16 protein-coding genes are annotated in these 15,231 nt (G+C 48.9%); 1 reads left to right on the plus strand and 15 read right to left on the minus strand.

Translation table 11 applies throughout. The annotated features are described in order from the left end of the window. Window positions 1–18: 18 nt before the first annotated feature. Both ABLV12_RS25260 and ABLV12_RS25265 read right to left on the minus strand, forming a co-directional pair. Window positions 19–1,098 (minus strand): alanine racemase, encoded by a 1,080-nt coding sequence (locus ABLV12_RS25260; protein ID WP_348867447.1) that lies wholly within the window; start codon window positions 1,096–1,098, stop codon window positions 19–21. Window positions 1,099–1,113: 15 nt separating this feature from the next. Continuing rightward, complete coding sequence (locus tag ABLV12_RS25265; protein ID WP_017145864.1) at window positions 1,114–1,785, minus strand: helix-turn-helix transcriptional regulator; 672 nt, start codon at window positions 1,783–1,785, stop codon at window positions 1,114–1,116. Between the two features lie 333 nt (window positions 1,786–2,118). On the opposite strand from ABLV12_RS25265, the gene ABLV12_RS25270 reads away from it, so the two are divergent. Further along, entirely contained in the window at window positions 2,119–2,919 is an 801-nt protein-coding gene (locus tag ABLV12_RS25270; protein ID WP_160886497.1) for a nucleotidyltransferase domain-containing protein, read from the plus strand. Window positions 2,920–3,238: 319 nt separating this feature from the next. Here ABLV12_RS25270 and ABLV12_RS25275 read toward each other — a convergent pair whose 3' ends face one another. The 13 genes from ABLV12_RS25275 to ABLV12_RS25335 form a co-directional block, all read right to left on the minus strand. Then, window positions 3,239–4,213 (minus strand): LuxR C-terminal-related transcriptional regulator, encoded by a 975-nt coding sequence (locus tag ABLV12_RS25275; protein WP_348867448.1) that lies wholly within the window; start codon window positions 4,211–4,213, stop codon window positions 3,239–3,241. A 140-nt stretch (window positions 4,214–4,353) separates the two neighbouring features. Continuing rightward, window positions 4,354–5,634: an FKBP-type peptidyl-prolyl cis-trans isomerase N-terminal domain-containing protein gene (locus tag ABLV12_RS25280; protein ID WP_348867449.1), complete on the minus strand. Its 1,281-nt coding sequence runs from the start codon at window positions 5,632–5,634 to the stop codon at window positions 4,354–4,356. Continuing rightward, window positions 5,631–6,023, minus strand: coding sequence for a hypothetical protein (locus ABLV12_RS25285; protein ID WP_160886503.1), 393 nt, complete (start codon window positions 6,021–6,023; stop codon window positions 5,631–5,633). The genes ABLV12_RS25280 and ABLV12_RS25285 overlap by 4 nt, the downstream gene beginning before the upstream one ends. A gap of 133 nt (window positions 6,024–6,156) precedes the next feature. Continuing rightward, window positions 6,157–7,116, minus strand: a complete 960-nt coding sequence (locus ABLV12_RS25290; protein WP_142473096.1) for a hypothetical protein — start codon at window positions 7,114–7,116, stop codon at window positions 6,157–6,159. Window positions 7,117–7,160: 44 nt separating this feature from the next. Beyond that, window positions 7,161–7,676 carry a fimbrial protein gene (locus ABLV12_RS25295; RefSeq protein ID WP_160886505.1) on the minus strand — a complete coding sequence of 172 codons (516 nt, stop codon included), beginning with the start codon at window positions 7,674–7,676 and terminating at the stop codon, window positions 7,161–7,163. A gap of 10 nt (window positions 7,677–7,686) precedes the next feature. Then, on the minus strand, window positions 7,687–8,193 hold the full coding sequence (locus ABLV12_RS25300; protein ID WP_023320975.1) for a fimbrial protein: 507 nt from the start codon (window positions 8,191–8,193) through the stop codon (window positions 7,687–7,689). Window positions 8,194–8,206: 13 nt separating this feature from the next. Then, window positions 8,207–8,959, minus strand: coding sequence for a fimbria/pilus periplasmic chaperone (locus ABLV12_RS25305; protein WP_263796019.1), 753 nt, complete (start codon window positions 8,957–8,959; stop codon window positions 8,207–8,209). 12 nt (window positions 8,960–8,971) lie between these two features. After that, entirely contained in the window at window positions 8,972–9,496 is a 525-nt protein-coding gene (locus ABLV12_RS25310) for a fimbrial protein (protein ID WP_016808935.1), read from the minus strand. Next, window positions 9,496–10,089 (minus strand): type 1 fimbrial protein, encoded by a 594-nt coding sequence (locus ABLV12_RS25315; protein ID WP_016808934.1) that lies wholly within the window; start codon window positions 10,087–10,089, stop codon window positions 9,496–9,498. Before ABLV12_RS25315 ends, ABLV12_RS25310 begins: the two co-directional genes overlap by 1 nt. Window positions 10,090–10,121: 32 nt before the next feature. After that, window positions 10,122–10,856, minus strand: coding sequence for a fimbria/pilus periplasmic chaperone (locus ABLV12_RS25320; RefSeq protein ID WP_016808933.1), 735 nt, complete (start codon window positions 10,854–10,856; stop codon window positions 10,122–10,124). Window positions 10,857–10,875: 19 nt separating this feature from the next. Continuing rightward, window positions 10,876–13,377, minus strand: a complete 2,502-nt coding sequence (locus tag ABLV12_RS25325; protein ID WP_160886512.1) for a fimbria/pilus outer membrane usher protein — start codon at window positions 13,375–13,377, stop codon at window positions 10,876–10,878. Between the two features lie 111 nt (window positions 13,378–13,488). Then, window positions 13,489–14,022 (minus strand): fimbrial protein, encoded by a 534-nt coding sequence (locus tag ABLV12_RS25330; protein ID WP_004113138.1) that lies wholly within the window; start codon window positions 14,020–14,022, stop codon window positions 13,489–13,491. A 67-nt stretch (window positions 14,023–14,089) separates the two neighbouring features. Beyond that, window positions 14,090–14,635: a fimbrial protein gene (locus ABLV12_RS25335; RefSeq protein WP_016808930.1), complete on the minus strand. Its 546-nt coding sequence runs from the start codon at window positions 14,633–14,635 to the stop codon at window positions 14,090–14,092. Window positions 14,636–15,231: the final 596 nt, after the last annotated feature.

Here is a 15,231-nt window from a genome sequence, read left to right on the forward strand (position 1 = left end):
AATAATATTCTCAGTTAATTAATAACTTTTGCCGCGGGCGTCGATAGTTATCGTTTCGCTCAATATTCCGTTACGGAAGGCATATATTTCATCGACAAGATTTGCGACCACGCAGCAGTGGTTGGGAATAATATGCAGCCGATCGCCAATAGCGAGCGATACTTTTTCTGGGTCATAGCGCAGATAGCCGTGTTCTTCATTAAGCTTGACCAGCGCGACGTCCGGATGTTCCTGAATCAATCCGTAAGAACCGGGCGTCGCGGAAAGATCGGAGGTCAGCGATTTTGTACCGGCATCCAGCGTGGCGTAGCCCGGCAGCGGGATACTGACAACCGTCGCACAAATGGTCAACGCGCAGTCGGCGGCGGTGTAAATCCCGCCGTTAATCGCGTTCATATCGCCAAAAATAAAATTTCCGGCGCGGGATTCGGTTATTCCGCTGAGCTCATCGGCATAAAAAGAAGAGAGCGTTGAGCCGCCGGATAAAACGTCAATATGAAAACCATGCGCATTAAGAAGATCCCGACTGGTCATCAGCAGAGCGGCTTCTTCGCGCGCCGCGCGGCGGATATCCTGCTCATTGTGGTATTGATAAATAGTCCCGGCATAGGTAAATACCCCGCGAACCCTTAACCCCGGAAGCGCCGCCACCTCACGGGCGAACGTCAGCAATTGATCCGGCTGTACTCCTTCGCGGTGGGCACCGAAATCAATGGCAATATCGATGTCAAACGTCATGCCATGCCTCAGCGCAGCGCTTGAGAGCCCCTGTGCGCCCGCCAGGCTGTCGACAATGGTTCGCATGGTAATCTTGCGCGCCAGTTCAGCATAGCGCTCACATTTGTCATCACCAATCAGCGGATAGGCCAGCAGAATTGAGGTAATTCCGCCCGCAGCCATCACTTCCGCTTCAGATAGCTTAGCGCAGGTAATTCCACTCGCCCCCAGCGCCTGCTCGAGCTGAGCCAGGCGTACAGATTTATGGGTTTTAATATGCGGCCAGTGTTGAATATTATGACGAGCCAGTCCGGAGGTCATGGCGATAATATTCCTCTGCATAATATCCATATCCAGCGCAACATAAGGTGTGGTTAACATTTTTCCTCCTGACGGCTAGCCGTCACTTGTTGGGTTTTCCCCTCTGACCTCTCCCAGGTAGGCATAGAGGGTATATTTCGAAATGTTCAGAAATTCGCAGATTTTTTCTCCGGACTTTTTAATAAGGAAAACGCCCTTGTCATCGAAAAATTTAATCGCGTTGAGTTTATCCTGCTTAGACATATTGGCGACGGGGACATCAATAATTCCCATACACTCGGCAATCAGGTAATCAAGTAGTTCATTGACGTCTTTAACAAATACCTCATTAACGTCCTCTTTTTTAGCGGCGCTGCTATCCGAATGACCGGCCAGTTTACTGAGCGTTTTTTCCGCCTGTAAAATATCGCTAATGTCGAGGTTGATACAAAGTGCGCCTATAACCTGTTTATTGCTGTTACGTATATAAATGGAGGTGGAGCGTAGCGTTTTACCCTCACGGGTGCGCGTAACGTAGTTATGCCTGTCGCCGTTGACATCCGTTCCCCGCAGCACTTCCAGCCCCAGGTTGCTGCTGGGATCGCCCACTTTCCGGCCGGTGACATGGCCATTAATAATCGCGATAATACTGCTTTCCAGCCCCTGGGAGTGGTCGTGCAGGACCACTTCACAGTTGTCACCGAACTGATTTGCTATCCCTTCCATCATCGGAATAAAGACGTCTAAATTCTGCTGTATGTTTTCCATGTCGACCTGAATTTATGTTAGATAACCAAACTTTTTGTTATGTATACCTGCATCAGCAGAAATTCAGCAATATGAATCTGAACAAAAAGTGATCGACAACACACTTATTTCTGACTTTTTGTTTGGAGAGAGGTCTGAATCATACTTTTTGTCTGGTGGTCAGGAGGGTAACGGATCGTGCGTGTCAGGTGCCCTGCGGCCCCTGTACTATTTTTCATACGTCAGGATAACCGGCAGTTAAGGACATGCCTGTTCGTGCAAAAAAAATCTGGCCTGAATATAAACAACTCGCTATTCTGAAATGCTTTGTATTTTTTGTGAACAGGAAAAAGTATGCTAAGTACGTTACCCGATTTACACAGAAGTTTTGCAGAGCAACTCAAGCTTAAGTTTCAGTCTGACTCGCGGATTCACTCCCTTCTCGCTGGCGGCTCGATTATTCATGGCGGATTTGATCAATACTCCGATCTCGATTTTATCGTTGTCGTAGACCCTGGCTATTATGACGAAGTCATGGCGCAGCGTAGGGAGCTCGCCGGAACATTAGGCCATCTGTTACATGCTTTCACCGGGGAACATGTCGGAGAACCCCGCCTGCTAATATGCCTGTACGGGCCTGAGCTCCTCCATGTCGATCTAAAATTTGTCACTCTGGAAATGCTCACTCAACGCGTTGAGGAGCCAGCAGTATTATTTACTCGTGATAACACGGCTCTGGAGCGACAACGGGTAAAATCCAGCGCTCACTGGCCTAACATGACGCCGGAGTGGTTTGAGTCGCGAGCCTGGATCTGGCTTCACTATGCAGTGGTTAAGCTGGGAAGAGGAGAACTGTTCGAAGCGATTGGTATGCTGGCATTCTTTCGAGAGCAGATTCTGGGACCTATGCTGTATCGTCGGGCAAATCTACCGCAACGTGGGGTTCGCCGCATTGAATTCCACAGCATTGATCCTGACGGCCTGCTGACCTCCACGCTGGCAACGCACGATCGTGACTCCGTCAGCGTTGCCATCAGAATGGCTGTTGATGCTTATATCAATCTGCGAGCTGATGCTCTGCCTGAAAATATCGCTGACGACGCGACACGTTGGGCGGTCCTTGCCATGCTGAAAAAGGTTTCTGACCAGGGTTAAATTTATCCTTCCGGTCGCTTACACGGCCGGAGTAAAGGTAGCCGGCTTCCCCACTTACATCCCTGCGGGTTGAGCAGGTGCAGGAGAGAAACTCCGGTATGCCGGTTTGAGAGGACTCATCATTAAATAGCCTCGTGATTTGCTAAGAGCCTTAGTGACAGGCTCTTAGAGGGAATTTTGCTGATTAATGCTTTACTCGCTTTATGGGTCAGGGATGGGAAGTGCACTGCCGTAGCAATTGCTTACAGAGAAGAAATCCATCCAAAGTAATTGTACAAAAATTCCATAAATTGAAATTTCATGCGTTTAAGCGTTATGGCTAACTTGCTAGTTTCCAGCGTAGAGTATGACTTCGCCCCTTCCCGGTTTTGATGCTTACTACGGCCCCCGCCATCTCCATTTGGCATAATAAATAGCGCATACTATAAATGCTAATATCCATTTCGTTTGCAATCTCACGCGTCGTTAGCCAGACATCGCCCTCAGACTCGCTTATATGCAAACGGCGCATCATCAGACGTTTCATGCTTTGCAACACGCGGTGTTTATCGTCGTTACCTTCGACTGGGTTAGCAATTTTTTTGGTTTGCCATATAACCCCTTCCTCATTAAGTTTCTGTTCGTATTGATTAACAATATCAGAATACTTTTCAGAGACGGATCTGGACCCCAGCCACAGTGCGAAGTCACTATATTTATTTATATTAAGCTTACGCATAATAGAACGACGATAGCTGCTGAGTGCTTTAATTGTACAACCCATTTTTTGTGATATGGCGTAATGCCCTAACCCCTGACTTAAATAACCCAGCATCAATTTTTCTCGCCATGCCAGCTGGTAGGGCCCAGGGCAATTGGCGCAATTTGGTTTACGTAAGTCCGGAGGGCCGCACATTAAATCGGCGAAAAATAAATTAAATAACTTTCTACGGATAGTGGCAACTGAGTTTCTCATAGTGATAACGGCGCTGACGACCGGACAAACAATATTACGGTCATAGTGCTCACTGTGAGGATATACGCTCAACCATTTTTTACCCAACATCATAAATTTATACTCATTCTTCATACGAAAATCGTCACATCCCACCCAGTCGAATACTTTCTCTCCCGGTGAATGTATTTGTACTATCAGATCGGCCGCCATAGGTTCGTTAACCTTTGAAATGATGATTTTGCCGTGGCACTCCTCTTCAAAAAGTTCTTTCAAAAGGAATATAACCCCCATGGAAAAATAATTATCCGCAGTTGCAATATGCACAGGTAAATATATTTTTTCGACAAAAGATACCATTTCGAACCTCCTTTGGCATTCATTTAAAACATTCCATTAACACATACCCACCTTATATAATCATACAGTTGAATGAGAAAAAACACTCTACAGTAGGTTGGTAATATATTAAAAGAAGCGTAAATTATTAATTTCCAAACTTACATTGGCTGTTGTTTTTGTACGCGAATATACCAGTGCTCTACATAGGAACCATATTCACTTGGATCACCATATTCATTGACTTTGACTGCTAATTCAGCTTCGCCATTCAAGCGCGTGTTTTCAACAACGACCTGCAACCAAGTCGGCAGATTGGTTAATTTTTCTTGTAGTATCAGACCTGAAATATCGGAGTCCGCAATCAATGTTCCGTCAGTGAAGCGACGTGTAAATGAAATAGTTAATTCATCTTCCGACTCATTATCCGGTAATAACGCTTCACCGCTATGGAGAACCCTGAACCAGGCTTCCTTATCGGCGACCAGCGTACCATCCTGCTTAATAAAGTTCTGCAACCACTCGCTATCGCGAGCCTCCTTATCCTTAAGGTTTTCTTGAATAGCGTTAGCAACACGCTGATTAGCCCTGTTTAGATGTTGCTCGAAGGCCGCCTGAGACAGGCGGCGCTCACCGCGTAATGTTTCCGTTATTCCAGCCAGAAATACGGTCCGGTCAACCTTTACGCCTTGCTCACTTCGTTGTTCAAGCAGCGTAATAATGTCAATACCCATTGCCATGCCGGCCGCAAAATCCTCCAATTCAGGTTCATTTGTAGGCAGCGGAGGATATTTAGCATCCTTCAGGTTTTTTTGCATTTTCTGAGTTAACACCTGCCACTGTGCGTTTATTTCTTCCAGTTGAGCAACTCGCTTAATCAGAGAAAGGCGCTCTTTCTCAGCGCTCCTCAATCCAGCAATCTCACTTTCATTGCGCGCTAGCTTTTCGCTAATGCGTTTAACTTTATCCTTCTGCGCCAGGTACAATTCTTTTATTTCCTTCTCTGGTGGCGTGAAGTAAATATGTTGTATCAACGATTTCAACCACCTACCTAAAGTACGTTCATCAGGGAATTTAACCAAACTCTCTGTTTCTATTTCCCTCGCCCCGATTACGTCTTTTTTACGGTCTTTCGGCTGAACTACAGGCGTATTTTTAACTTTCACTTCAACCGCCCTGTTGTTAGCCGGAACCGTTTTGGCTTTAACCGGAGCGGATAGTCTGGGATTAGGCTTATCTTTAGCAGACCTAACCCGCTGCATTTCTGGCTTTGGATGCGATACAGGACGTTTCTCTCCCTGTGTCTGCGGTTGCGCGAGGGATTTATTTTCTCCCTCACGCAGTATCCAGTCCCGGGCATAATTCAAAACATCAGTCTGAGCGCAAGGAACCATCGCGATACCAAGAATAAAGACTGTCGCTTTCCCTGCCCGATGACTCATTCGACCTTATCTCCTGTTGGTTTGTCTGCCAGACTATTAAGCATTTCCCCACGGATCTCTGAACATAGTTTTACCGCCTGGAACTTATACAAAGCATCAATGGCATTACGCGTTTCTGGATTTACAGCGTTGCGAACGGTGGTATATCCTGACGCGCCATGCATAACTCGCTCAAAGCGAGCCTTTAATTCGGAATACCTGAGTTGATTAACCGAACCCAACGCACTTAGCTCCTTTTCGCACTGCACCATATCAACCTCACCCTCTGGATTTGTCGGCGGCGAAACCGCTTCTCCTGACGAGGTGATCAGCGACGGTGTTTTTTTAGGGACACAGCCGGTTATAAAAAAACCGGCAATGATAACTGCAATGAAACCTGATTTAATCATTATATTATTAACTCCAGAATTATCCTCACCGCCGCACTCATTATCAGAGAAGTAAAAACCCCCTACTAAATACGACGATGATGAATATACTATTCTATTGGCCCGGAAATAAATTAGCGGGCATTGTTATATCTTATAAATAATTTACAGCCAATATCCCGGTACCACTAATTGATCCCGTACTGGTAGGCGTTCCACTGAGAGTCACCGTAATATTTAACGTATTTGTTGTACCCGTTGATACCCTATTGGTTTGTAGTGCCTGATTATTAGCACTCACCGTAGCGGTGATGCCTCGACCTAAATCAAGACTATTCCTTCCGGCGGTAGAAACATTACTCAGATATAAATTATAAGTCACACCGGCATCGCTACAGGCCATCACCGCGCTTTTCGTCATCGACTGCCCCGAGACTGAGGCTGGCGCCATATCACCAAAAGCAAAAGTCAACGCGCTGGTGCTCATGCCACACCATTCCGGATCGGGCTGTGGGTCCACAGTCCCCGGGAATCCTGGCTGACAAGGTTCCGCTAATCCAGGAGCAAAAACAGTGTAGAAATCACCGGTGCTCGGGTTTATTGCCCCAAAAATCAGGCATGGCGGTGCGTGAGCAGGGTACGAAGAGGGCAACGCCACGCTGGCGGTACCGGAGAAACCATATTTCTGAAAGAATCGAGCGGCCATTGTCTGATGCGTACAATAAAACGGATTATCAGTACAGTAATCCGTTGTAGTTCCGCCAGAAACTGTACGCACAGGATCGGTATTGCTGACAGTTAAAATAGGAGTCATGGTTCCCCCGCCGAACCAGTGACCGTTCATCGATGTCGACCAGCCATAAATCATATATAGCCCCCAGGTAGCAGCCCGGGTGCCCTCTATTGAGGCGAAAGTCTGCGCACTTAAATCACTAGCCCAGTTAACCGATACCGAACCACCGTTTGCCTGGAGCGATTGTACCGTCGGGCATCCTCCCCCCTGATTGCCAAAGGCATTACAATCCGCCGCCGAAGCAGATTCAGACCATAGCAGAGCATTGCCGAGGATGATCCCCGCCGCCAGTATTAATCTTTTTAACTTTCTCTTTTCCATAAGCACCCTACCGCGTTGAATAGTATTCCGACCACGGGACTCCGTTACAAATATTCCGCCTTCAAGGTCACCGTCGCCTCGAACGGCCCTTCAGCCAACTCAATATTCGGCCTTTGCACCAACAATGCTTCGATTTTTGGTATCGCCGAAAGACTGATTTCTATCGGCGAATCAAACTGAAAAGGTTGGCCGTCACGTAGGATCTTCACGCCAAGATTGCCAATATTGCCCATCGATGTCGCAACCGTCGCGCGATCGGTCGTATCAAATGTCGCCAGAGTTCCCCGTACGCTAAGCATCAGTTTCCAGTCTTTACCAGCGGTGCTGTCACAGACCAGGTTGTACGGTACATCCTTACGATAAACGCCATCACTGACCTTTTTGATCGACAGACGATCGCCAAACGGTACATGAATGGTTTTATCGTTGTCGATCGAGCACGGCGGCGGATTAACCAGCGCTCCTTTAAAAATGATGTCTGCCTCGTTGGCCGCCATCGCCGGGCTGACGCCAACCAACAGGATTTCCAGTAAAAGTGCGGCTGTTATTAGCTGACGCATTAGATAATCCTCATTGATAACTAAACACCATGGTCGCCGAACCATTAAACGCCCCGTTTGGCAGCGTCGCGCTGGTCTGCTTCACCGGTACCGCATAGAGCGCCGGTGGGCTATTGGCAGCATAGGTAAAATTCAGCGTCCCAGAATTGGGGACGATAACGGCTTTACCAGCGCCATAGACCTGTATACCGAGGCCGGTCACATCGGTCATATACAGCTGGCTGTCAAATGACGCTCCGGTGCCTTTGATATTGATTTTTAGCGTGTTACGAATTAAATTTGCGCAGCTCAACGTATAGACAATCGGCGTTTCATAGTTCGAACCGTCAATACGCGTCGTCAGCACTTCACCAAAATCCACCACGATCTGCTGATTGTTATTAATCACACAATCTGGCTCGACAATGTTGCCGGTGATAGTCAACGTAGTTGTCCCACCGTCAGAAGCCAGGCTATATGGTGATGAGGCAATCAGGCAGCATAAAGCCGCAAGGCGCCCTAATTTCCCAATTTTCACGTTCGGCCTCCCGTCAGCTTTCAGGCGTGATAACCGGCAGCGCCTTACAGACGGAACCGGTACACTGGAATGGCAGCAAACGTAAGCTACCGTAATCATTAACAAAAACCAGAACTGGCGTTGCGCCCAGGTCAGATGCGCCTACGTTCAGCGTCGCCTGGGCCTTTGGCGCCACCATTACCGGTTCAAAGCCTTCCTTGCCCTTCCCCTTCACGGCGCTGCGGCCTTCGACAAACGTCAGGTGGTACGGCGTCGGGTTATTCAGCGTATAGTTGTTGCCATTTTTGGCCAGCGTCACGTTCTGAATGCCGGGAAAGGATTCGTATTTCGCATCGACCTTTATTGAAGCCGGACGCCAGAAAATTTTCAGCCGGGTCTGCAGCGCCAGCGTTAAGACATTTGGCTTATCGCTGCGCGGCGGAATTTCGCGTAAGTTGAACCAGAACACACTCTCCCTGTCTTTCGGCAGCTTGCTGACATCCGGTAGCACCTGAACGCGCACCGCGCTTTTGGCTCCGGCTTCGATACGCTGCACCGGCGGCAGAACCATTAATGGGCTCGTCACTTTAGTTTCTGCTTCATCCTCTATCCAGGTCTGCGCCAGATAGGGTTCCTGAGTATTACGATTCGTCACGCTCATGCTGACGCTTTTGTCACCTTCATTAACGATCACTCGTGAACGGCTAACCGTTAACGCCGCCTCTGCGGGTAACAAAGAACTCGCCGATAACACTGCAACCGTGGCAAAAACGAGTGTTTTCTTCATAACGAGTTACCTCTAGTCGTACTCCAGCAAAAATGTTGTCACGCATTCAAAATCGCCTTCACGCACCCGGCTATGAACCGGCGCGGAGACAAAAGCCTGAAAATTTAAATTGGTGTCACCCGCAGTCAAAGCGGTCGGCCGCATTTTGGTGTTAGGTAGCACCGGAGTACCATCCGCATCTTCAATGGCGATGGCGATCCCAGCGGCTGTGCCGGTAACCGCGAAAAGTCCGGGCTGATCGACATCCTCCGCGCCCATGAAAGTGACCTCTACTGTGCTTCCCAGCGACAGGTCACAGTTGATGAGCATGATGGAGAAACGCTCACGTTCACTCAGGTGATATTTAATAAACGTCTTTGACGGTATGTTGCGGAAATCCACAATCTGATCTTCTGAATCAACGTGCAGTTCACACGGATCGGCCACCAGGTTACCGGTGAAGAAGACGTCCGTATCAGCATGCGTGGCCGGAATACTGACCAGCAGCAGCATGGGAAAGCCCACCAGACTTAGCGCTCGCGCTACGTGACTTTTCATTATTCGTACTCCAGGCCAACATTCACTACGCTGCGCCATTCGTTGGCCATCAGCGACGCAGGGAGACGCCACAGCTGCGCCTGAAAAACCAGATCGTTGCGCCCGGGAGTCAGAATCTGCGGCCGACCAGACATACCAGGGCGCAGAAGCTCGCCCCGCTGGTCGCTCAATCGCAGCGCTACCCCTTTCACGCCGCCATGCACCCGGAAGAACCGGCTATCCGTAGGTTCGACTTCTCCATAAATCGTCATTCTTACGGCGGACTGCCCGTTTAGCAGTAGCGAACCCCGCATTAACTGACGGTCACGCATAAACTGATACTCTCCAGGGCAACGATCTAATTTGATATATATGGCGACTGGCGTGGTGACCGAACCGGGACGATCCAGTCCCCAGGCAACGGTACTGCCCAAATCGATCTCTTGCTCCGCCGATTCAGGCAACAATACACACGGAGACGCAACCAGCGTGCCCGTGGCGCGAATACCGCCGTTGAGGCCGTCGGTGTCCCAATTTGCGGCACTAGCCACAGAAACGGCTCCGGCTGTTAACAGCCACAGAATCAAGGTGGTACGACCGAATCCATGTTTCATCAGGCATCTCCTGTGTCCAACATGCGCTTCCATCAAGATGCGGGTCTGGCTGCCGCCCGGCAGACGTTACCGTTGCAGCTAAACGGCAAAGTGGGTTTACCGCCAAAGTCGTTAATCGTGGTGACGTGAGGCGCCGTAAAGTGCGAACTATTCACCATTGCCGTTGATTTTGGCGCGACCATTACCGACTGGAACCCCTTCGCTACGGCCATGTTCGGCGCTGGCGTAATGCCAATCACCGTCATGTAATAAGGCGTCGGATTCTCCACGCGATATCCGCCGTTTACCTTCTGCAGCACCAGCTGGTTATCCCAACGGCTATACTTCTCCGGCAGGATGGCTTTTGGCCGATAGAACAACTTTATTTTGGTGTGCAGCGCTAGCTGCATCACGTTAGGCCGATCGCTTTTCGGCGGAACTTCGCGCACGTTAAAATAAAAAAGGCTCTCTTTATCCTGAGGCAATAACGACGCATCCGGCATTGCATTGATGCGCATAACGCTTTTACTCTTTGCCTCAAGCCGCTGTAGCGGGGGTACCACGACCAACGGACCGCTTATTTTTTTCCCCTGCTCATCCTCGATCCATCCCTGGGCCAGGTACGGCATTGATGCGCTGTCGTTAGTAATGTTCAGGGAAATACTCTTCTCCGAACCGGGAAAAATCGCCCGCGTTCTGTCCAGGGCAATCGCCGCTTCTGCACCATTGAGCAGTCCAGAAGTCAGCGTTCCCAGCAGAATAGCCATCACCGTTTTGTTTACTTTCATTCCATCACCATTCACTTTCTCAGCCGCGAGATATCGGTTTGCATGGCAGTAATAGCTGCTGTGCAGGGATGACTCGAGGCAGTACGACTTCACACCGGGCAGAACCGCCCCAGTGCACGGTTAAATGTTCATCCGGGTTAACGCCGGTCAGCCAGGCTAATCCGCCATCGCTGACCATTCCCAGCTCTCGCTCTTTAGCGTTATGAACCGTCGCGCCAAACGGTGGATGACGGCCATCTTCCTGGCTGAGGATGGCGACCACTTTCGCGCCCTTTAACACATCGAAACGGCGGAACCCAATGGCACCTTCGGTAAGCGCCAGCTCAGCAATAGGCGAGCCAGAAGTCTCCACGTCGTCTGGTAAGCGATTAACATCAATTTCGGCACTGGTGCGGAAATAGTTCGGCACGCCAGGGATCACGGCAATACCAAAGGCGTTGCTGTAGCCCTGATAGCCCACAGGTACTCCGCTCACCCCGTCAGTGCTGATCATCATCCGGGTACCGCCCTGCACCCCACCGGAGTGCAGCGCCACACCTTCAGCCGTAGCGGTCATTCCGCCGCTGGCAGAGATACCAAAAGAGGTATATTGGCTTTGTGCCCAGTTAAAATTGGTGGTGACATCGGCCATACTGCCAAGGTGCGAGTAATAGCCGCTCATCTGACTACGCGTTCCTTGCCCGCCGCCCATGCTGTTACCGGCATTAATGCGGTAATAATCGTTATTTTCCAGACGATCGCTCCAGCTGGCGTTTTGCGTATAGCGGTCGCGATTAATGCTTCCGTTATAGCCAACCGTGCCTGAACCAAACGGCATGGTGAGCGAGATATAGGCGGTGTCATCCTTACGTCCGTTAAATTCGCTGCGCGCCGCGTTGAGCGATAACGAAAGATGTCGCCAGTCGCCGAGATCAAAATATTTATTGAGAGACACGCTGTAGCGATCGGTCGCCGGTCGGTTCCAGTAAGTCTGATGCGACCAGTTAATACTCGTGGAGAGGCGTAGATCCTCAAAATTCTTGGTCGCCTGGATGGTATACAGCTCTTTACTATTACCGATATAACCTTCCCGGTAGCGAATATCTAAATACTCACCCATGGTGAGATAATCGCGCTCAGAGAAGCGGTAACCTGCAAACGTGACTTCACTACTGAGTTCATCAAAACGTTTGGAGTAGCTGAGTCGCCAGGATCGTCCGTGACGGTTTTTATCCCCCGGGAAGCGGGCGCTGGCATGGGTAACGTCAGCGGACAATGTGCCATAGACACTCATATCCCTGCCTGCCCCAAAGGCCACGCTGTTGTAGTCCTGCGAGAAAATACCGCCGCCGTACACCGACCAGGCATTCGTCAGGCCCCAGGAGAGCTCACCGGTAGCAAAATAAGGTCCCTGAGTACTATGGCGATAATCCCTTGGGCGACCCGTGGTCATTTTGTAGCGAAGCTGGCCGGGACGCGTCAGATAGGGAACCTGAGCCGTATCCACGGAAAATGTCTGAATCGATCCATCCTGTTCTTCAACCCGCACATCCAGCCTGCCGGTCAGGGCGCTGCTCAGTTCCTGAATACGGAACGGCCCCGCTGCAACGGTACTTTCATAGATCACTCGTCCCTGCTGGGTGACCGTAACCTTTGCGTTCGTCCGCGCAATACCTGAAACTTCCGGGGCATAGCCGCGCAGTTTTGGTGGCAGCTGGCTTTCATCGCTGACCAGCGATAGCCCCGTGTAGCGCCACGAATCGAAGAGATCGGAAGTGAGATAATCCTCACCGACGGTTAGCTTTGACATGATGCGCGGCAGCGCGCGATAGGCGTAAAACCGGCTCCAGTCAAAATTACGGGTGGTGCTATTTGGGCGTCCAGTGGTGTTGTAATAGCTTCCCTGGTAATCCCCCCTTAAGCGCCACGGACCAAGGTTAACCCCGGTGGTCCCGCTAACGCTGGCACTCTGGCTCTGATTGCCGCGCCGCGGAAACGTGACGTTCGTGTTGAGGTTGTAATCAAACAGCAGACCGGGAATACCGTCTTCCCAGCGGGAAATGGGTAACCAGGACGCATCCTGATACTCCAGCCACGCCTGAGGAACGGAAACTTGCAAGGAGGATTCGGACAGATCGCCACGCAAGACAATACCTTCAAGCGCAGTGAAATCGGCACAACGACTGCCATCAAGCCACTGAATCATTTTGAGCGCATCTTCACGCAGCCCGAGTAAGTCGACTTGTTCAGGCGTCAGGCAGGCTTCAACAACCAGTTGATCGTCGCGAGTTCTTTCAACGAAAGTGATATCCTGATCGGAAATCCCATGATCGTTAAGGCGCATGCTCAGCGTGTAGGTCCCGGGCATAATATATCCAGCCCGAGAAAAGCGGGATAAATCGATATTCTCACGGTCCTCAGAGTCCAGAATATCCACATTAAACTCTACCGCCACAACGGGTGATGTAGAACCAAAAATGGCAATAGCAATGTAAACGCCCAGACGCCGCAGGTAATAAGCTGGTGGTCTGTTTTTTTTCATTTTTTAAAATCCATTTATTGCCTACCAGAATTCACCAGTGGGAAAGTTTTCATTACGGCGAAAAATGAATGAGGAGAAATTAAAACCCCTGCCATTTAATGATGCTGCAACTTACTGGTAAGTCACCATAAAGCGAATAATTCCGTACCAGTCACCTTCCGACAACGATTTTCCGCCGCGCACCAGCGATAATAAATAACGCAATTCATTATTATCATTTTGTAACATGACGGCGGGCATCGGAATTCCGTCTTGCGCCACATCGCCGACCTGGCTATGAATACGTAAACCAAGCCCCTGAGCGTCGCCATAAACTTTAAAAATATCGCGACGAAATACTTCCGTTTCCCCACTAAAAGTAATGTTGACGCTTTGCCATAAACCACCATCACTTCTTTCCAGTGAACAGTTTACCAGGCGAACAGCGAAGGGTTTAATAATCGCTTTACCTTCCTGGTCAAGGTCATTATAAGAAATCACCCCAAATGGTATTTCCTGCCAGATATCATCAGTATGGATAGAGCAGGCTGATTCCTGAATTTGACCATTCATTGTGACGAGCCCCATGCCCTGCTCGGATGCCACAGCAACTGAAGATATTCCCAATAAAAGACTTGATGTCAGGAAACGCATAATTTTTACCATGACTGTGCTCCTGAATATCGGGCTGCAGACGCAGCCCGAATAAAACTACTTGAGAACAGGCGATGACTTATTGATAAGCCAGGGTAAAGTTAGTCACGGCTTCAAAATCACCCGGAGTGACATTAGTCACTGACGCAATTTTTTCCAGGTAAGCGCTAAAGCTCAGGGTGTTGTCGCCAATGCCAAGAATGCGTCCGGCAGTCGGCTTATCTAAAGTCACCATCGTGCCTGAGTAATCCTGAATTCGAACGCCTGCGCCAGCAGCCTGACCGGTGATAGCCAGCATGGTCATGTCATTAGGAACGTTACCGCCATTGAAGGTGACAGTGACGGTGTTATACATCGGGTCACCGTTTGAATCCTTCTCGAAGGAGCAGTTTTCCAGTTCAATGTCGAACGGACGAGGAGTAGAGATGCCGCCGTTATCCAAATGCGTATTGGAAATCTGACCCAGTTCGATACGCTGATCGCCGTAGCCATTTTTAATAGAGCATGGAGCATCAATAATCGAACCCCAGAAGGTGACCTTGCCGCTTCCCTGATCGGCCTGAGCTGCGAAAGAGGCGACACCCATAGTGAGAACAACAGCAGATGCAATTTTGCTAATTTTCATAATACATTCCGTTATATTAAAAGTTACTGGATAACCATCCTGAAAATAACTCTCGAAGGTAATAACTCGCATATAGAGAAACCAAGGCCTCGATATATATCCTCTTGAGTTACGTATATTCCTGACAGCAAAATCATCCTATCGCGAAATATCTTAAGATTAAACATATGCACCTGCTGAAACGATCATTACGAGCTAATAATTTTACATAAAAACATTACACAGGATAAAATCCTGCTTGCGTAATTTAATACGACAAGGTGTGTGAAAATATTACTAATAATTTAAAATAAACTATTTGTATATTTTAAAAAGATCGCACAGATAGTTATAAAAAAATAAAAACACTTACTTATCATTACGTTACATGAAAACAAAACCTCTTAAACACATTCAGATTCATCCATAAGAAAATTCCTAACGTATCTTGGAAAGAGGCAGGTTTAAAAAACGAATAATCTTATGAAATGGATGGTCGAGGTATAAAGAGAAAAGCAAGAGGGGCGATATTTTTACCATCTGGTCAAAAATCCACCTTGCGGACGAGGTTACAATATAGATATGTGGTTAAGGTGATGATGATCCACAACAAGAAT

Origin of the sequence: Klebsiella sp. CN_Kp100 (assembly GCF_040065315.1) — a bacterium.
GTDB lineage: Bacteria > Pseudomonadota > Gammaproteobacteria > Enterobacterales > Enterobacteriaceae > Klebsiella > Klebsiella oxytoca.